Below are 15,722 nucleotides of genomic sequence, written 5' to 3' on the forward strand. Positions count from 1 at the left end.
CCCCGTCCCCGGGTGGAGGTTGGCGGTCCCGTTGCGCGGACATCCTCAGCTGAGGGGAAGTCAGGGGGCAGGCATGAGCGTGTGGCAGACCGTCGGTCTGGTGGTCATCCCGGTGCTGGCCGGCTGGTCCGCGCTGCGGATCTTCGCGTGGCAGGGCGCCCGCGCGCGGGACTACCTCTCCGCGCTGTTCTGGTCGGGCGTCGCCGTCGGCCTGGGTCTCGGCGACGGCCCCGGTTGGCTGCTGGCCGCGGGCTGCGTGACGGCCGTCGCCACGGTGCTGGCGCACCTGCTGGCGGTGGCCGCCCGCCGGATGACCCAGCCGCTGGTCGCCGTCGACCCGGAGGCGTTCCGGGCCCGCCTGCTGGCGGTCTGCACCGCGGACGGCTCCCCGGAGGCCCTGCTGGTCGGCGTCGGCCCCGACGGCACCGTCACCGTCCGGGGCCTGGAGGCGGCCGGGATCTCCCGCGACCGGCACCACCTCGGCGGGGCGTGCGGCAGCTGCCTGCTGGAGGAGTTCGTCACCGAGCTCGCCGTCAACGGCGAGGAGACCGCCGAGCGGTACCGCGCCCTGCTGCGCCGCCGCGCCAACCAGCTGTTCCTGCTGCGCCGCGGCGTCATCTCCGGCGAGTGGACGGCCGAACTGCGCCCCGTCCAGGGCCTCAAGGCCCCGTACGCGTACGCCCCCTGCCGGGCGCACTGATCCCGACGCACCGTCAGCACATGTCAACTCGCGCCTCCACCACGACACTTGACGGCTTCCTCGGAAGGGTCGGGAGTTCACCCGGGCCCGCCAGCATGGGCGGCCATGAGCAACCTCAGTCGCCGCATCTTCCTGCTCGGCGGGCTCACCACCGCGGGCGCCGCCGCGCTCCAACTCGGGGCGTCGGCACAGTCGTCGGCCGCCGCCACCACCCCCTACCCCTTCACGCTCGGCGTCGCCTCCGGTGAGCCGGACGACACCAGCGTGGTGCTCTGGACGCGCCTGGCCCCGGCCCCGACCAACGCGGACGGCCAGGGCGGCATGCCCGACGCCGACGTCGCGGTCGACTGGCAGGTGTCCACCAGCGAGAGCTTCGCCACCCTGGTCGCCTCCGGCACGGCCACCGCCCGCTACGCCCAGGCCCACTCGGTGCACGTGCTGGCGGGCGGCCTCGCCCCGGACGCGGAGTACTACTACCGGTTCCGGGCCCAGGGGTTCGTCTCCCCGGTGGGCCGCACCCGCACCGCGCCGTCGCCGACCACCGTCGGGCGCGACTTCACGATGGCCTTCGCCTCGTGCGCCCACTACGAGAGCGGCTACTACACCGCCTACCGCCGGATGGCCGACGACCGCCCCGACCTGATCCTGCACCTGGGCGACTACATCTACGAGGGCGGCGCCACCACCAACGGCGTGCGCCAGCACCTGGGCAGCGAGATCGTCTCGCTGGCCGACTACCGCCGCCGCTACGCGCTCTACCGCACCGACCCGGACCTGCAGGCCGCGCACGCGATCGCGCCGTGGCTGGTCGTCCCGGACGACCACGAGGTGGAGAACAACTACGCGGGCATGGTCCGCGCCGACAGCAGCCCCGTGCTGACGGCCGCCCAGTGGACGGCCCGCCGCACCGCCGCGTACCAGGCGTACTTCGAGAACATGCCGCTGCGCGCCGCCGCCACCCCCTCGGGCAACAGCATCCAGCTCTACCGCCGGGTCCGCTGGGGCACCCTGGCCACCTTCCACATGCTCGACACCCGCCAGTTCCGCGACGACCAGGCCTGCGGCGACGGGACGAAGGTCTGCGCCGACGCCGACCTGGCCTCCCGCTCGATCACCGGCGCGGCCCAGGAGGCCTGGCTGCTCGACGGGCTCGGCCAGCGCCTGGGCACCTGGGACCTGATCGGCCAGCAGGTCTTCTTCGCCCGCAACGTGAACTCGGCCGGGGCGATGAACATGGACGCCTGGGACGGCTACCGGGCCAGCCGGGCGCGGATCCAGCAGGGCATCGTCGACCGGGCGGTGCGCAACCCGGTCGTCCTCACCGGCGACGTGCACGCCTCCTGGGGCAACGACCTCAAGGCCGACTACGCGAACCCGTCGTCGGCGACGATCGGCTCCGAACTGGTCTGCACCTCGATCACCAGCGGCGGCAACGGCAGCGCCACCACGGCGGTACCCAACGGGTCGCTCAACCCGCACCTGCGCTTCTACTCCGACCGGCGCGGCTACGTCCGCACCCGGATCACGCCCGCGCAGATCACCGCCGACTTCCGGTCGGTGGCCACGGTGACCGAGCACGGCGCCGCGGCGACCACCGCCCGGACCTTCGTCATCCACGACGGGAAGCCGGGGTTGGCCGATGCGTAAGCTCCCGCTGCTCGGCACGCTCGCCGCCGCCCTCGCCGCGGTCCTCGCCCTGACCGGCCCGGCCGCCGCGGCCGGACCCACCAGCTGGACGGCCGCGAACAGCGACGCCACCGGCGACCAGGACACCTCCGCGGTCGCGGCCAACCGCCGCGGCGACACCGCGGTGGTCTGGGAGGACGACCGCGACACCACCGACCCGGCCGACGACGCGCACAGCGACGTGTGGGTGCGGGTGTTCCACGACGGCACGGCGGTCTACGAGCAGAAGCTCTCCGCGGGCGGGACGGCGGGCACCGCCTGGCGCCACCTCCAGCCCGACGTGGGGCTGGACGACCGGGGCAACGCCGTCGTGGTCTGGGCCGAGGACCCGGACGGCAACGGCTACTACAACGTGGTCTACCGGGTGCTCTCCCCGACCGGCGCGGTCCTCGGCTCCGGCCGGGCCAACGCGAACGCCGACGGCCAGCAGGTCCACCCGCGCGTCGCGGTCGACCCGGACGGCGCCCCGGGCAGCACCGGCGCGGTCGCGTTCACCGTGGTCTGGGAGGACGTCCAGGGCACCGCGGCGGCCACCGTCAAGGCGGCCGGGTTCACCGGGACGACCACCAAGGCGTACGAGGTGACGGTCAACGCGACCGGCGGGGCCCATCACAACCCGGACGTGGCGACCTCCGCCTCCGGGGACGCGGTGGTGGTCTGGGACGAGGACACCGACGGCAACGGCTACTACCAGATCGGCCTGGTGGGGCTGGCCAAGGCGAACGGGGCCGTCACGCTCACCCGCCGCAGCGCCAACGGCATCAGCGCCGGACAGCAGCAGCACCCGGCGGTGGCCGCCGACTTCAACGGCGACTTCGCGGTGGCCTGGGAGTCCGACCACACCGGCACCCGCAGCGTCTGGGCCCGGTCCTTCACCGCGGCCGGGACCCCGGGGGCGGCCGAGGTCGAGGTCTCCACCGGCACCGGGGCCGGCGGCCCGAGCATCGGCATCGACGACCAGCGCGCCGTGGTGGTCGGCTGGAGCGTCGCCGGGGCCGACCCGGCGGTGTGGGCCCGGGGCCTCAACCCCGACGGCAGCACTACCGGCCGCCTGCCCGCCCAGTCGGTCAGCCGGGACACCACCGGCCGCCAGGAGCAGCTCGCGGTGGCCTCCTCCCCGTTCGGCACCCTCGCGCTGTCGTACACCGACGACAACGACGGCAACGGCTTCGACCAGGTGCTGCTGGGCCTGGGCGCGAGCAACTCGGACTGGTGACGGCGTCCTGACGGCCGTCCGACGGCCCGCCGGGTCCCCCCCCGGCGGGCCGTCAGCCTTCGTGCGGGGGGCGGTGGCGGGCGTCCAGCAGGGCGAGCAGGCGGGTGAGTTCCGCCTGTTCGGCGGGGGAGAGGGGGGCGAGCAGGTCCTGCTGGGCGGCGGTGACCAGGGCGTCGAGGCGGCGCAGCCGGTCGCGGCCGGCGGGGGTGAGGGTGATGACGTTGCGGCGCCGGTCGACCGGGTCGGGGTCGCGGACCAGGTAGCCGCCCTCGGCGAGCTCGTTCAGGACGGCGACCATGTCGCTGCGGTAGACGCCGGTGCGGCGGCTGAGCTCGGACTGGCTGGCGGGGCCGGTCTCGGCGAGCGCGACCAGCACCGCGAAGTGCCACTTGCGGGCCCCCTCGGCGGCCAGCCGCTCGTTCACCAGCCGGTCGGCGGCCGCGGCGGCCCCGGCCAGCAGGCGGCTGGGGATGGCGCGCAGCCGTTCGGGCGTGGCGTCCTCGGGTGCGGGGCTCATGCTCGGTCCTCCCACTGTTGCGTTAGTGCCACTAACAGTCTACCTTCATTAGTGCGACGAACGTTTGTGGCGCTAACGATTGCGCCACCGGCCACCCCGAGGTGACACCCCATGATCGAGCCCTTCCGCATCCACGTCCCGCAGGCCGACCTCGACGACCTCGCCGACCGCCTCGCCCGCACCCGCTGGCCCAACGAGATCGACGGCGCCGGCTGGGACTACGGCTTCCCGCTGGCCCGCCTCCGGCAACTCGCCGAGCACTGGCGCACCCGCTACGACTGGCGCGCCCACGAGGCCCGGCTCAACGAACTCCCGCACCACACCACCGAGATCGACGGCCAGCGGATCCACTTCCTGCACCTGCGCGCCGAGGACCCCGACGCCCTCCCGCTGGTCCTCACCCACGGCTGGCCCGGCTCCTTCCTGGAGTTCCTGGACGTCCTCGAACCGCTGCGCCGCGACTTCCACCTGGTCGTCCCGTCCATCCCCGGCTTCGGCTTCTCCGGCCCCACCCGCGAACGCGGCTGGGACGTGGCCCGGGTCGCCCGCGCCTGGGCCGAACTGATGCACCGCCTCGGCTACGAACGCTACGGCGCCCACGGCGGCGACTTCGGCGCGGGCATCTCCACCGCCCTCGCCGCGCACGCCCCCGACCGGGTCGTCGGCGCGCACGTCACCTACCTGCCGCTGCCGCCCGACCCGGACGCCGGACCGCTCTCCGCCGCCGACGAGGCCCGGCTCGACACCGTCCGCGCCCTCCAGGCCAACCGGCCGCCCTACCAGTCCCTGCAGGCCACCACCCCGCAGACGCTCGGCTACGCCCTCACCGACTCCCCGGTCGGCCAACTCGCCTGGATCGCCGAACGCTTCGCGCACTGGACCGACCCGGCCACCCCCGTCGACGACGAGCGCCTGCTCACCGACGTCAGCCTGTACTGGCTGACCGCCACCGCCGCCTCCTCCGCCCGCCTCGCCCGCGAGACCCCGCGCGGCGCCACCCCCTGCCCCGTCCCGCTCGGCGTCGCGGTCTTCGCGCACGACATCACCCTGGCCGTCCGCCCGCTGGTCGAACGCCGCTACCGCGTCCGGCACTGGTCGGAGTTCGACCGCGGCGGCCACTTCGCCGCGATGGAGGTGCCCGACCTGCTCGCCGAGGACGTCCGGCGGTTCTTCACCGCGCTCACCGCGGCCCCCTGACGGCGGGTCAGCCGCCGAGCGGGACGGTCGACTGGCTGCCCGCGTCGAAGGAGCGGGCCGCGTCGAACGCCCCCACCAGGTCCGGGTGGCGGCCCAGCAGGCGGTGCGCCAGCGCCAGGGCCTCCGGCTTCACCCGGCGGGTCAGGCCCAGGTGCGGCATCCAGCGGCCCGGCAGGTAGTGCGGGTCGGGGTCCGGCGCGTCCGCCAGCAGCCGCCACACCTCGCGGTGCAGGTCGACCAGCTCCGGGCCCGGCACCACGCCCCAGGTCAGCACCCGGCGGCGGCTGCGCGCGGAGAAGGACAGCAGGCCCGACAGCCGCACCGGTAACGGCAGTGCGGCGGACAGGAGTTCACTCACGGCGGCCAGCCGGTCCGGCGCGATCTCCCCGCACGCCGCCAGGGTCAGGTGCGGGCGGTGCCCCGGGTGCGGGTTGTCCGCGAGGGAGTCCACCCCGCCGTCGGCCAGCAGCCGCCACACCGCCCGCACCGCCCGGTCGAAGGCCGGGTCGCAGGTCAACTCGATGGTCCGCATGCCCACACCGTAGGGGTCGCCCCCGCGTCGGCGGGAACCCGCCCCGGCGGCCGCGCCCGCCGCCCCGTGTGATGGGCTGGGCGGATGCGCACCACCGACCGGCGCCCGCCGCCCCGCCCCGAGAGCCACCGACCGGGCCCCGCACCGGAAATGGCGCACGGTCAGGGCGCCGATCCGCCGGGGGAGCGACGGGCCCGGGCGTACTGGCTGGCGGGCGCGGCCGCCGTGCTGCTGCTCGGGCTGGCGCTGCCCGGGCTGGTGCCGGGGCGGGCGGCCGCCCTGCTCGGCGGGGCGCTGTACACCGCGCTGCTCTACACCGTGCTGATGGCCGCCGCGCCCCGCCTCGGCCCGTGGACCGCGGGCGGCAGCGCGCTCGCCGCCAGCTGGGCGGTGGAGCTGTTCCAGGCGAGCGGGCTGCCCGCCGGGCTCGGGCGGCACAGCCTGCTCGCCCGCCTCGTCCTGGGCACCACCTTCGACCCGTCCGACCTGCCCGGCTACGCCCTCGGCGCGGCCGCCCTGGTCGCCGTCCACCAGCTGGCCCGCCGCCGGGCCCGACGCGTCCGGCGGTTCGACGCGCCGAAGGGCAAGCCAGGGGGCGGATAGGTACATTTGGGACATTCGGGAGCAGAACACAGGCTTCGCGCGTCCACGCACAGAAGGCCGAACCGCCTTCGGAAAGGGTCTCCATGCACCCCGCCCTCAGCCCCGCCGTCCTCGCCGAGCTGCGTCGGCCCCGCCCGTACCCGGCGGTGTCGATCCTGATGCCCACGCACCGTCGCGAGCCGGACAACGCGCAGGACCCGGTGCGCCTGCGCAACCTGGTGGCGGAGGCGAAGGAGAGGGTCCAGGCCGACCCCGAGGTCTCCCGCGCCACCCGGATCGACGTCCTGGAGCAGCTCGACAGGGCGGTCGCCGAGGTCGACCTGGTGCACGCCGAGGACGGCCTGGCGATCCTGGTCGCCCCCGGCGAGCACCAGGTCTGGTCACTCGGCCGCACCGCCCCCGCCCGGGTGGTCCTGTCCGACACCTTCCTGACCCGCAACCTGGTCTCCTCGCAGATCGCCGAACGCCCGTACTGGGTGCTCGCGGTCGCCGCCGACCGGGTGGTCCTGTGGGGCGGAAACCAGGAGCGCGTCACCGAGGAGCAGGCCCACGGCTTCCCGCTGGTGCGGGTCTACGACAACCCCGACCCCGAGCGCCAGGAGCGGATCGGCGACACCCCCAGCACCTTCCGCGACGAGGAGACCAAGACCTTCCTGCGGCAGGCCGACACCGCGATCGGCAAGGTGCTCGCCGCCGACCCCCGCCCGCTGTACGTGGTCGGCGACGCCCCCGCGCTCGCCCTGCTGGACGCCGTCGGCCCGATCACCAAGGCCACCACCTCGCAGATCCCGCACGGCGGCCTGGCCCAGGCCACCGCCGAGACCGTCCGCCAGACGGTCGAGCCCGCCGTCCGCGCGCACGCCGACCAGGAGATCACCGAGGCCCTCGCCCGCCTCGACAAGGCCCGCGGCCGCCAGGCCTTCGCCGCCGGGCTCGACGAGGTCTGGCAGACCGCCGCCGAGGGCCGGATCGCCCTGCTGGTGGTCGAGGAGAACTTCCGCACCACCGCCCGCGACGACGGCGACCACCTCGTCCCCGCCGAGGAGGACGAGCCCGGCGCCCGCGCGGACATCGTCGACGAGGTCATCGAACGCGTCCTCGACACCGGCGCCACCGTCAGCTTCGTCCCCGACGGCACCCTCTCCGACGCCGGACGGATCGCCGCCGACCTGCGCTACTGACCTGCGCTACTGACCTGCGCCACTGGTCTGCGCCACTGACCTCCGCGCCCACCAGGGGCCCGCCACCGGGACGAACCGAACCCGGCCGCGGGCCCCTCGCCCGTCCGACCCTCAGCCGGTGGACGCCCCCATCAGCACCCCCACCGCGTACGTCACGGCCATCGCCACCCCGCCGCCCAGCACGTTGCGCAGCACCGCCCGCCGCGGCTCCGCCCCGCCCAGCCGGGCGCTCGCCCACCCCGTCACCACCAGCGCCGCCAGCACCGCCAGCACCGTCACCCACACCCGCACCGACTGCGGCGGCAGCACGATCGCCAGCAGCGGCAGCAGCGCACCCACCGTGAACGCCGCGAAGGACGCCCACGCCGCGTGCCACGGATTGGTCAACTCGTCCGGATCGATGCCCAGTTCGGTCTCCGCGTGGGCCGCCAGCGCATCGTGCGCGGTCAACTGCACGGCCACCTGACGGGCCAGTTCCGGATCCAGCCCCTTCGCCTCGTACAGGCCCGCCAGCTCGGCCAGCTCCGCCTCCGGCGTCAGCCGCAGCTCCCGCCGCTCCAGCGCCAGCGCCGCCTGCTCGGCGTCCCGCTGGGTGCTCACCGACACGTACTCGCCCGCCGCCATCGACAGCGAACCCGCCAGCAGGCCCGCCAGACCCGCCGTCAACAGCTCGGTGGACGAGGCGTTCGCGCCCGCCACACCCACCACCAGGCCCGCCGTCGACACCACGCCGTCGTTCGCCCCCAACACCGCGGCCCGCAGCCAGTTCAACCGCCCGCCCAGCCCCCCGCCGTGCGCCTCGTCGTGGTCCGGCGGCGGTGCGGGGCCCGTGCCCCCGGTGCGGGAATCGGTCATGCCGCCAGTGTGCCCGCCGGGCGCCGTTCCACCCCGCAGCCCGGGCGGGTCGCCGGAAAACGCGTGGCCGCTGGTGGTGGCGGCGCGTCAGGATGGCGGGCATGAGCACCGCCCCGACCGCGCCCGGCCGACACCACGTCTGCCCGCCCTGCCGCGCCTCCTACAAGCGGACGGGCACCACCGCGCTCTGCCCGCGCTGCCGCGGCCCGCTGATCGACGCCGGGCGCCACCTCGAGGTCCCCCGCCGCCGGGACGCCGCAGCCTGGCGGGCGCTCACCGCACTGCTGCACGCAGGCGTCCGCTTCGACTCCGGCGCCTGCGACTGCGGCCCCGGCTGGCGGCCGCGCACCCCGCGCCAGGTCCGCGAACGCCTCGCCGCCGCCGCGGGCACCGGCCTGCCCGTCGCCCGCGCCCTGGTCACCCGGGACGTGGCGGACCTCGCCGAGCGCCGGTCCGCCGCCCGGCGGGTGCCGAAGGTCAGCCGGTCGCGGCGCTGACCAGCTCGCGGTGCGCCCGCCGGGTCGTCAGGCCCAGCGCGTGCAGCGCCAGGCGACCCGGCCCGGCCAGCTCGCACTCCAGGACGGCCAGCGGCACCCGCGCCGCCAGCGGGCCGGGCCCGCCCTCCAGCAGCCGCGCGTGGACCTCGCCCGCGTACCGGGAGAGCGGGGGGAACTCGCCGGGCGGCACCGGGAACGGCCACCAGGTGTGCGTGGCCAGGGCCCGGTCGACCGCCTCCGCCAGCGCACCGGGCGCGACGCCGGGCACCTGGCCGCGCAGCGCCAGCAGCAGGTGCGCGGTGGTGACTTCGGTGTGACCGCGTTCGACCGCCACGGCGCGGGCGGCGTCCAGCAGGTCGTCCAGCGCGTGGGGGCCGTCGGTCGGCTCGAGGGCGTGCTCCGTCATGCCGCTCAGGCTCTCCCGGGCGCCGCCGCCCGGTCAAACCGGAACCGGCGGGCACCAGTTGAGCGCCGGGGCGGCCGTCAGGACGCGGTCGGGTCCGGGGCGCCCTGCGGGCTGCCCGCCCACCAGTTGCCCGGGGCGGCCGGGTCGCGGCTGGTCCAGTACTCGACGATCGCGCGCTCGAACTCCGCCGCGGACAGCTCCCCGTCGCCGTCCCGGTCCAGGTGCGCGAAGGCGGTGTCGGCCTCGCTGCGCCGCAACTGCGGGAAGTGGCCGCGCTGGAAGGCGAAGAACTCGTCCGCGTCGACCCGCCCGTTGCCGTCCGCGTCCGCCACCGCCAGGAACGCCCGGGCCAGCGCCCCGAGCGTCGCCTCCGCGGCCTCCGGGTCGTCGGCCAGCGAGGCGGTGGATGCCAGGAACTCGGCCCGGCCCATCTCCTGCGCCCCCGCGGGCAGGTACGGCAGGTGCAGCTCCCGCCAGATCGCCACGTACGCCCCGACGATCCGCTGCTCCTCCGCGGACCCGGCCGGGTGCCCGAGCGCGCGCGCCACCGACTGCCCCATCAGGACGTGGTCGTGCTCGGTCAGCCGCCCGTCCCCGTCGGCGTCGAGGTGGTCGAAGCCGTGGCTGATCTTCGCGATGAGCAGGTCGTCGGACACGGTGACCCTCCGTTGTGCGGTAGTTGACGGAGCGTCATCCTATCCGACCGTTGCGCCGCGCTGCCGGTGCGCCGTCGGCGGGTGTCAGTGCGCGGCGAGGGCCTCCGCGGATCTGGACCAGTTGCCGTGCAGCTTGTCGAGGTAGGCGCGGGCCTCGGCGCCGGGCTTGGTGCCGCGGGCGAAGAGCAGCATGTTGCCCGCGCCGGTGTTGTAGCCCAGGGCCATCAGCTCGTCGCGGCTCAGCGCGGCCGCCGGGTGCGCGGGCAGTTGGGCGCCCAGGTCGTGCAGGTACCAGGCGGCGGCGCGGACGGCCAGCGCCGGGTCGTCCGGGAGGTCCTCCCAGGGGCGGTCGGCGAAGGGGCGGCCCTGCCGGGTCTCCTCGTAGGCGGCGCGGTGCATGTTGGCGATGCCGAACGAGGCGTCGGGCTTCATCTTCTGCCAGGCGCGCTCGACGTCCGGGCCGTGTGGCTTGTACGCCTCGTTGAACAGGACGGCCATCACCAGCTGCGGGTTGACCCCCGCCTCGGCCGCGTACTGCTTCACCTCGGCCGCGAAGTACCGCGGCGCGTAGTCGCCCGGGGGCCGCGAGGCGGTCGCGGGGGAGGCGGAGGGCGAAGGGGAGGGGGAGGCGGTGGCGGCCGGGGCGGCGTCGGGCGGCGCGGGGTGGTCGTCGCCGCGCTCGTACAGCCAGATCCCCAGGACGGCCAGCGCCAGTACCGCCCACGGCCACTTCGCGCCGCGTTCCGCCACCGCTGACTCCTTCTCCCGTACGTGTCGCCGGAGTTCTCCGGGCTGTCGCGTTCTGCCGGTCGCCGTTCGAAGCCGGGCGGCGACCTGGGGCGAGCTTACGTACCCGGAGCGGATTTGTGCGCCTCGCACGAACTTCTACGGCGGCGTAGAGGAACCGGGGGTGCCCGCCACGCGTCTGTAGCCCGGAACGGTCGGACGCCGCAGGCGCGGCGCGGCAGTGGACGAGAGGTGGCGATGACGGGGCGAGGGCCGGTCGGCACGCACGGCGGCGCACCGCTGCCACGGGACGAGCGGGACGAACGGGAGGAGCGGCCCGCCCCCGACGGCGGCGGCGGGTCCCGCCGGGCGGCCGGGCGCGGCGGCCGGGCGTGGAACCGGACGCCCGCCGTCCTGCCCGCGCTCGGCCTCCCGGTGCTGGGCGCGCTCGCCGACGAACTGGCCGGCCCCGGCCTGGGCGCCGGCTACGCGGTCTGCGCCGTGCTCGGGCCGGTGGTGGCCGCGCTGGTCAGCAGCCGGGCGGGCTGGTGGTGGGTGGTCAGCGGCGCCCCGGTGGTCACCCTGCTGGCGGCCGGGGGCGTCGACTGCCTGGCCCGCGGCGACAAGTACCGGGGCACCGGGCTGGGCACCGAGGGCCTGAAACTGGTCAGCGCCCAGTTTCCGTGGATGCTCGCCGCCCTCGCCGCCGCCCTGCTGACCGTCGGCCTGCGCGCGCTCCGCACCCGGAGGGCCCGCCGCACCTGAACGCCGGGGCCCCGCCTCCGTCCCCCCGCGACCACCCGGCAGATGCAGGCCCACCGGCTGAAGGCGGGCGGCGTCCCCCGCGTCGACCGAGACCGGCCGCGCGCCCCGCAGTCCCGGACGGGCCCTGGGGCGTGTCGTGAAAGTGCTGGTCACAGCCGCTCGTCGATGGCTGCGCCCAGCACGCTCCCGGCGTCGCGACGGCTCCGCGCCACGAGTCCGGCCCGCAAAAAGAACGCGACACCGTGTGCGGGCCTGGCGATGATGGCAGCCATGACGGATGGAACCGGACCTGAGCCGCTGGGCCTGTGCATCGTGGCCAACATCGCCCCGGAGACCAGCCAGGGCGAAGGCGGGCTGGAGATTCGCAAGGGGCATCGGCACTTCGCGCCGGGGGCGAAGGTGTGGGTCGCACCGCCGGTCTGGGGCGACGGCGGCGAAAGCGTCATCGTGGCCGGGCGGCACCGGGGCAACAGCCGTCGTTACGCGCGAATCGTGATCAAGAGGCGGTTCCTCGTGAACTTCCGGGTCCGCGCCGTCTACAGCCCGGCGCTGGTGAGGGCGTTGACAGCGGCGGAGCCCGGCGAGGAGAAGGAGTCCGGCGCCCGCTTCCTGTGGTCCCCGGAAGAGGCGGAGAGGTGGGCGCGCTCCTGGAACACGCCGAAGATGGAGGCGCAGCTGGACGGTCGGCACAGTTGGTCCCCCCTGGTCACCGATCCTCCGCCCATGGAGCTGCACCTCGACGGTGTCACCTACTACCTCGCCCATTTCAACGCCAACAGGGCTCGCTACTCATCCGAGCCGCCACCCGTGGAGCCGTCACCGAGGACCGGCTGAAGGAAGCGGCCCGCCCCCAGAAGTGGACCAAGGCCATGCGATGATCACGTTCCACGGCCCGGGGAGATCCGACGGACGCCCAGTGGGCCGCGCCGGAACCGCTGCTGCCGCAGGGTGTCGAGCCCGGCCGGCCTCCGCTGCGCACCAAGCGGCCGCTGATCAACGGCATACGGTTCCGCACCCGCACCGGGATGCCGTGGAGGGACCTGTCGGCGCGCTACGGACCATGGGGGACGGTGCAGGCCGAGCAGGCCCAGAAGCGCCACGCGGCGGAGTGCGGGATCAACCGCCTCAAGCCGCTCGGTCAGTACACCCTCGTGCAGCCGTTGCGGGTGCAGTACTCACGGGCCACTCCGCTGCCACCCTCGTCGTACATGGTGAGGTAGACGCGCTGGACGCCGCCCGGGAGGGGGATGCGCAGGTCGAAGGTGAACGGCTGGTTCGCGCCCCCTGCGGATGCCCACGCGCTGCAGGGGCCGCTCAGGTAGTAGTCGCCGTTCGTCGCTTCGCTGCAGATCCTCCGCTGTCCGCTGGCGGCGTGGACCGCGCCCGAGACGGTGGCGGTGTAGCCGTCGGTGAAGTGGATCGTTCCCGAGGTGGTGCTGTTGCCGTAGGACATGCCGAAGGACATGTTCACGTCGGTCGTGGCAGCGTGGGCGGGTACGGTGGCCAGCCCCAGCGCCGCCGTGATCGCCCCGGTCGCAAGTGCCGTGAAAACCCTGCGCATCGTCCCTCTTTCCACGAAAAGTGAACGGTCGTTCCCGCGGTGTACGATCACCGGTGATCATGAACATGAAGTGGCGTGTTCATATCAATTCCGCATCGGGCCACAGCACCGGGACGTCGGTCCTGGCGGCGCGAGCGGCCTGCAGCGTCCGTCGGCGACGAGGTGGACCTTGGCGGTCGGTCCGCCGCGGGAGCGTCCGGGGACATGGTCGGGCGGCTCGCCGGCCGGGCCCCTTCTGACGGGCTCCGGTCCGGCGGCAACGGCTCTGTCCGCGCCCACTGGGCATCAGGCGGCGACACATCAAACCAACGATCCGATGATCGGAAAGAAGCGGCCTAACCCGAGGCCGCGCCGAGGGCGGCGCGGGCGAGCCTGATGACGGACGGAACGGCGGCTTCGAGGGATCCGGGGGAGGGGCCCCCGGGGGCCGCGGAGGGGGTTTCGGACGCGAGCGCGTCGAAGGTCTCGAAGGAGGTCAGGACGTACAGCAGCGAAGCGGCACCGGGCGGGGCGTCGGGCAGTCGGCCGACGAGGACGGAGGCGCCCTGGCGCCGACGGGCGTCACGCTCGACGATGATCCGTCCCACCTCCTCGTCGAGGGCCCCGAGGGCGCGCAGCCGTCGCGTGCAGGCCGGGTCGACCGACCAGAAGCCCGCCATCACCTCGACGAAGCGGTCCACCGCCGTCCAGGGGTCGGGGTGCCCGAACGCCTCGGCGAGGCGGGCCATGCCGCCTTCGGCCGCGAGGGCGTCGCACAGGGCCTCCAGCAGCCCCGTCCTGGACTTGTACTGGTAGTAGACGGTCGCGCGGGCGACGTCGGCCCGGCGGGCGACGGCGTCGAGGGAGAGGGTCCCGCTCTCGGTGAGCTGGGCCCTCGCGGCCGCGACGATCCGGGCCCTGGTCTCGTCGACCTCGGCCTGCCGCTGTCCCATCCGGTACGACCGGGGGCTCATCCCGTCCTCCTCCGCCCTGCCAGCACGTGCGCGCTCCGCGTCGGCAGTATCCCCGATCCCGGCGGTGGGCCGCTCAGAGGATGACCCGGCCGCCGCTGACGTCCAGGGTCTGGCCGGTGATCCAGGAGGACGCCCCGGAGGCCAGGAAGAGCGCGGCCGAAGCGATGTCCTCGGGCTCGCCCAGGCGCCCGAGCGGGTGGGCGGCGGCGACGGCCGCCCGGACCTCGGGCGGCATCCGCTCGGCGGTGGTCTCCGTACGGACGGCGCCGGGTGCGATCGCGTTGACCCGCACGCCCCGGCCGGCGACCTCCAGGGCCAGGTGGCGGGTGAACATCAGCACCCCCGCCTTGGCGGCCGCGTAGGCGGCGGAGGAGCCGCCGGGGAGCCGGCCGGCCGTGGAGGCCATGGTGACGATCGAACCGGTGCCGCGCTCCAGCAGACCGGGCAGGAAGGCGTGGACGGTGAGGAAGGTGGCGTGGAGGTTGCCGTCCACCACCGAGCGCCAGTGCTCCTCGGTCTCCCGGACGGTGGGCACCGGGTAGCCGTCGCCCCCGGCGAAGGCGGCCAGGACGTCGACCGGGCCGAGCTCGCCCTCGATCCGCTCGGCGGCCTCGGCGAGCGCCGCCGCGTCGGTGCAGTCGGCGACCAGGCCGAGGGCACCCGCGTCCCCGATCCCGCGCAGTTCGGCGGTGACGGCGGCGAGCGCCGCCCCGTCGCGGCCGAGGACGGCGACGGCGGCCCCCTGGCGGGCGAAGGCGCGGGCGGTCTCCGCGCCGATGCCCCGGCTTCCCCCGGTGACGACGACGACCTTGCCGTCCAGGTCGGTGTGCTGAACTCCCATGTCCGCTCGCTCCTTCGGGCTTGCGCCGGCTGTCCGCTGCTGGTTCCCTGTGGTGAAACTCATTCATTCATACAGCTCGTATGAATGAATCACAAGGACGGGTCGCGGATCGCGAGGACCGCCCCCACCGTCACGTAGGAGGAACCGATGAAGATCGCCGTCGTCGGCGCCAACGGTCGCACCGGCCGTCTGGTCGTCGACCTCGCCCTCGCCGCCGGGCACACCGTCACGGCCGTCGCCCGCGACCCCGCCAAGATCCCGGCCTTCCCCCGCGGCACCCCGCTCACCGCCCGTGCCGACGTCGGCCGCCCCGGCTCCCTGCACGGGGTGTTGGCCGGACAGGACGCCGTCGTGGCCGCGCTCGGCACGGCCGGACGCGGAGCGACCACCGTTTTCTCCGACGGCGCACGGGAGTTGACCGCCGCCTGCGCCTCGGGCGGCGTCGGGCACCTGGTCGCGATGAGTTCGGCCGGGCTGGACACCTCCCGGCTGCCCTTCGCCCAGCGGCTGGTGACCACTCTCGTCGTCGACCGGCTGTACCGGGAGATCCACCAGGACCTCGTCCGGATGGAGGCCCGGCTCGCGCAGTCCGACACCCCGTGGACGGTCGTGCGCGTCCCCGTGCTCAAGGACGGGCCGGCCTCCGCGCGCCCGCGGACCTCGTACGACCACCCGCTCCCCCGCGCGGGCACCGCCGCCCGGGCCACGGTGGCCGCGTGGATCGTCGCCCACCTGCGGGACGCGGAGACGTTCAGGAGGGTCGTCCACGTCGCCGACGCGTGACCGGGCGCGGCCCTGCCGGGACGAGGGCCCGCTCTCCTTGCGCGGCC

The 15,722-nt window shown here is 75.0% G+C and carries 20 protein-coding genes and 1 pseudogene; 11 read left to right on the forward strand and 10 right to left on the reverse strand.

The annotated features are described in order from the left end of the window. The first annotated feature begins 73 nt into the window (after positions 1 to 73). From ACFY00_RS13190 to ACFY00_RS13200, 3 genes are all read left to right on the forward strand, one after another. Complete coding sequence (locus ACFY00_RS13190; protein ID WP_388030539.1) at positions 74 to 700, forward strand: hypothetical protein; 627 nt, start codon at positions 74 to 76, stop codon at positions 698 to 700. A gap of 105 nt (positions 701 to 805) precedes the next feature. Next, positions 806 to 2,347, forward strand: coding sequence for an alkaline phosphatase D family protein (locus ACFY00_RS13195; protein ID WP_388030541.1), 1,542 nt, complete (start codon positions 806 to 808; stop codon positions 2,345 to 2,347). Next, positions 2,340 to 3,602, forward strand: a complete 1,263-nt coding sequence (locus ACFY00_RS13200) for a hypothetical protein (RefSeq protein WP_388030544.1) — start codon at positions 2,340 to 2,342, stop codon at positions 3,600 to 3,602. The genes ACFY00_RS13195 and ACFY00_RS13200 overlap by 8 nt, the downstream gene beginning before the upstream one ends. Positions 3,603 to 3,654: 52 nt before the next feature. Here the strand turns inward: ACFY00_RS13200 and ACFY00_RS13205 are convergent, their stop codons facing one another. Next, positions 3,655 to 4,119 (reverse strand): MarR family winged helix-turn-helix transcriptional regulator, encoded by a 465-nt coding sequence (locus ACFY00_RS13205; RefSeq protein ID WP_388030546.1) that lies wholly within the window; start codon positions 4,117 to 4,119, stop codon positions 3,655 to 3,657. Between the two features lie 111 nt (positions 4,120 to 4,230). Between ACFY00_RS13205 and ACFY00_RS13210 the strand changes: the two genes are divergently transcribed. Beyond that, entirely contained in the window at positions 4,231 to 5,316 is a 1,086-nt protein-coding gene (locus ACFY00_RS13210) for an epoxide hydrolase family protein (protein ID WP_388030548.1), read from the forward strand. 7 nt (positions 5,317 to 5,323) lie between these two features. Here the strand turns inward: ACFY00_RS13210 and ACFY00_RS13215 are convergent, their stop codons facing one another. After that, complete coding sequence (locus tag ACFY00_RS13215; protein WP_388030550.1) at positions 5,324 to 5,848, reverse strand: 2'-5' RNA ligase family protein; 525 nt, start codon at positions 5,846 to 5,848, stop codon at positions 5,324 to 5,326. 150 nt (positions 5,849 to 5,998) lie between these two features. On the opposite strand from ACFY00_RS13215, the gene ACFY00_RS13220 reads away from it, so the two are divergent. Beyond that, entirely contained in the window at positions 5,999 to 6,451 is a 453-nt protein-coding gene (locus ACFY00_RS13220) for a DUF2809 domain-containing protein (protein ID WP_388030553.1), read from the forward strand. A gap of 83 nt (positions 6,452 to 6,534) precedes the next feature. Then, positions 6,535 to 7,632 (forward strand): chemotaxis protein, encoded by a 1,098-nt coding sequence (locus ACFY00_RS13225; protein WP_388030555.1) that lies wholly within the window; start codon positions 6,535 to 6,537, stop codon positions 7,630 to 7,632. A gap of 111 nt (positions 7,633 to 7,743) precedes the next feature. On the opposite strand, the gene ACFY00_RS13230 is transcribed toward ACFY00_RS13225, so the two are convergent. Next, complete coding sequence (locus ACFY00_RS13230; RefSeq protein WP_388030556.1) at positions 7,744 to 8,487, reverse strand: VIT family protein; 744 nt, start codon at positions 8,485 to 8,487, stop codon at positions 7,744 to 7,746. A 101-nt stretch (positions 8,488 to 8,588) separates the two neighbouring features. On the opposite strand from ACFY00_RS13230, the gene ACFY00_RS13235 reads away from it, so the two are divergent. Next, entirely contained in the window at positions 8,589 to 8,984 is a 396-nt protein-coding gene (locus ACFY00_RS13235) for a hypothetical protein (protein WP_388030559.1), read from the forward strand. On the opposite strand, the gene ACFY00_RS13240 is transcribed toward ACFY00_RS13235, so the two are convergent. From ACFY00_RS13240 to ACFY00_RS13250, 3 genes are all read right to left on the reverse strand, one after another. Then, positions 8,965 to 9,390 carry a Clp protease N-terminal domain-containing protein gene (locus ACFY00_RS13240; RefSeq protein WP_388030560.1) on the reverse strand — a complete coding sequence of 142 codons (426 nt, stop codon included), beginning with the start codon at positions 9,388 to 9,390 and terminating at the stop codon, positions 8,965 to 8,967. The genes ACFY00_RS13235 and ACFY00_RS13240 overlap by 20 nt on opposite strands. 77 nt (positions 9,391 to 9,467) lie before the next feature. Then, positions 9,468 to 10,046 (reverse strand): EF-hand domain-containing protein, encoded by a 579-nt coding sequence (locus ACFY00_RS13245; RefSeq protein WP_388030561.1) that lies wholly within the window; start codon positions 10,044 to 10,046, stop codon positions 9,468 to 9,470. Between the two features lie 84 nt (positions 10,047 to 10,130). Beyond that, entirely contained in the window at positions 10,131 to 10,796 is a 666-nt protein-coding gene (locus ACFY00_RS13250) for a transglycosylase SLT domain-containing protein (RefSeq protein WP_388030562.1), read from the reverse strand. A gap of 234 nt (positions 10,797 to 11,030) precedes the next feature. On the opposite strand from ACFY00_RS13250, the gene ACFY00_RS13255 reads away from it, so the two are divergent. After that, on the forward strand, positions 11,031 to 11,537 hold the full coding sequence (locus ACFY00_RS13255; RefSeq protein ID WP_388030564.1) for a DUF6542 domain-containing protein: 507 nt from the start codon (positions 11,031 to 11,033) through the stop codon (positions 11,535 to 11,537). A 149-nt stretch (positions 11,538 to 11,686) separates the two neighbouring features. Here ACFY00_RS13255 and ACFY00_RS13260 read toward each other — a convergent pair whose 3' ends face one another. Continuing rightward, complete coding sequence (locus tag ACFY00_RS13260) at positions 11,687 to 11,809, reverse strand: hypothetical protein (RefSeq protein ID WP_388030566.1); 123 nt, start codon at positions 11,807 to 11,809, stop codon at positions 11,687 to 11,689. Here ACFY00_RS13260 and ACFY00_RS13265 point away from each other — a divergent pair. Both ACFY00_RS13265 and ACFY00_RS13270 read left to right on the forward strand, forming a co-directional pair. Next, a complete protein-coding gene (locus tag ACFY00_RS13265; RefSeq protein WP_388030568.1) occupies positions 11,808 to 12,371 on the forward strand; it encodes a hypothetical protein in 564 nt (187 codons plus the stop codon). The two genes, ACFY00_RS13260 and ACFY00_RS13265, sit on opposite strands and share 2 nt — an antisense overlap. 83 nt (positions 12,372 to 12,454) lie before the next feature. Then, positions 12,455 to 12,757 (forward strand): annotated as a pseudogene (locus ACFY00_RS13270) (transposase); the annotation flags it as partial. On the opposite strand, the gene ACFY00_RS13275 reads toward ACFY00_RS13270, so the two are convergent. From ACFY00_RS13275 to ACFY00_RS13285, 3 genes are all read right to left on the reverse strand, one after another. Then, on the reverse strand, positions 12,676 to 13,098 hold the full coding sequence (locus ACFY00_RS13275; protein WP_388030570.1) for a hypothetical protein: 423 nt from the start codon (positions 13,096 to 13,098) through the stop codon (positions 12,676 to 12,678). The pseudogene ACFY00_RS13270 and the gene ACFY00_RS13275 sit on opposite strands and share 82 nt — an antisense overlap. A 335-nt stretch (positions 13,099 to 13,433) precedes the next feature. Continuing rightward, on the reverse strand, positions 13,434 to 14,051 hold the full coding sequence (locus ACFY00_RS13280) for a TetR/AcrR family transcriptional regulator (protein ID WP_388030571.1): 618 nt from the start codon (positions 14,049 to 14,051) through the stop codon (positions 13,434 to 13,436). A 73-nt stretch (positions 14,052 to 14,124) separates the two neighbouring features. Further along, the gene (locus ACFY00_RS13285; protein ID WP_388030573.1) at positions 14,125 to 14,892 is read right to left on the reverse strand and encodes an SDR family NAD(P)-dependent oxidoreductase; all 768 of its coding nucleotides are present in this window, start codon (positions 14,890 to 14,892) and stop codon (positions 14,125 to 14,127) included. A 147-nt stretch (positions 14,893 to 15,039) separates the two neighbouring features. On the opposite strand from ACFY00_RS13285, the gene ACFY00_RS13290 reads away from it, so the two are divergent. Continuing rightward, positions 15,040 to 15,675 carry an NAD(P)-dependent oxidoreductase gene (locus ACFY00_RS13290; RefSeq protein WP_388030576.1) on the forward strand — a complete coding sequence of 212 codons (636 nt, stop codon included), beginning with the start codon at positions 15,040 to 15,042 and terminating at the stop codon, positions 15,673 to 15,675. Positions 15,676 to 15,722 lie beyond the last annotated feature (47 nt).

Origin of the sequence: Kitasatospora sp. NPDC001540, assembly GCF_042894345.1 — a bacterium.
Classification (GTDB): domain Bacteria; phylum Actinomycetota; class Actinomycetes; order Streptomycetales; family Streptomycetaceae; genus Kitasatospora; species Kitasatospora phosalacinea_C.

Bases quoted from the DNA above. Each gene is read 5' to 3' on its own strand.
- ACFY00_RS13190 (WP_388030539.1), top strand. From the start codon at position 74: ATGAGCGTGTGGCAGACCGTCGGTCTGGTGGTCATCCCGGTGCTGGCC.
- ACFY00_RS13195 (WP_388030541.1), top strand. From the start codon at position 806: ATGAGCAACCTCAGTCGCCGCATCTTCCTGCTCGGCGGGCTCACCACC.
- ACFY00_RS13200 (WP_388030544.1), top strand. From the start codon at position 2,340: ATGCGTAAGCTCCCGCTGCTCGGCACGCTCGCCGCCGCCCTCGCCGCG.
- ACFY00_RS13205 (WP_388030546.1), bottom strand. From the start codon at position 4,119: ATGAGCCCCGCACCCGAGGACGCCACGCCCGAACGGCTGCGCGCCATC.
- ACFY00_RS13210 (WP_388030548.1), top strand. From the start codon at position 4,231: ATGATCGAGCCCTTCCGCATCCACGTCCCGCAGGCCGACCTCGACGAC.
- ACFY00_RS13215 (WP_388030550.1), bottom strand. From the start codon at position 5,848: ATGCGGACCATCGAGTTGACCTGCGACCCGGCCTTCGACCGGGCGGTG.
- ACFY00_RS13220 (WP_388030553.1), top strand. From the start codon at position 5,999: ATGGCGCACGGTCAGGGCGCCGATCCGCCGGGGGAGCGACGGGCCCGG.
- ACFY00_RS13225 (WP_388030555.1), top strand. From the start codon at position 6,535: ATGCACCCCGCCCTCAGCCCCGCCGTCCTCGCCGAGCTGCGTCGGCCC.
- ACFY00_RS13230 (WP_388030556.1), bottom strand. From the start codon at position 8,487: ATGACCGATTCCCGCACCGGGGGCACGGGCCCCGCACCGCCGCCGGAC.
- ACFY00_RS13235 (WP_388030559.1), top strand. From the start codon at position 8,589: ATGAGCACCGCCCCGACCGCGCCCGGCCGACACCACGTCTGCCCGCCC.
- ACFY00_RS13240 (WP_388030560.1), bottom strand. From the start codon at position 9,390: ATGACGGAGCACGCCCTCGAGCCGACCGACGGCCCCCACGCGCTGGAC.
- ACFY00_RS13255 (WP_388030564.1), top strand. From the start codon at position 11,031: ATGACGGGGCGAGGGCCGGTCGGCACGCACGGCGGCGCACCGCTGCCA.
- ACFY00_RS13265 (WP_388030568.1), top strand. From the start codon at position 11,808: ATGACGGATGGAACCGGACCTGAGCCGCTGGGCCTGTGCATCGTGGCC.
- ACFY00_RS13260 (WP_388030566.1), bottom strand. From the start codon at position 11,809: ATGGCTGCCATCATCGCCAGGCCCGCACACGGTGTCGCGTTCTTTTTG.
- ACFY00_RS13275 (WP_388030570.1), bottom strand. From the start codon at position 13,098: ATGCGCAGGGTTTTCACGGCACTTGCGACCGGGGCGATCACGGCGGCG.
- ACFY00_RS13280 (WP_388030571.1), bottom strand. From the start codon at position 14,051: ATGAGCCCCCGGTCGTACCGGATGGGACAGCGGCAGGCCGAGGTCGAC.
- ACFY00_RS13285 (WP_388030573.1), bottom strand. From the start codon at position 14,892: ATGGGAGTTCAGCACACCGACCTGGACGGCAAGGTCGTCGTCGTCACC.
- ACFY00_RS13290 (WP_388030576.1), top strand. From the start codon at position 15,040: ATGAAGATCGCCGTCGTCGGCGCCAACGGTCGCACCGGCCGTCTGGTC.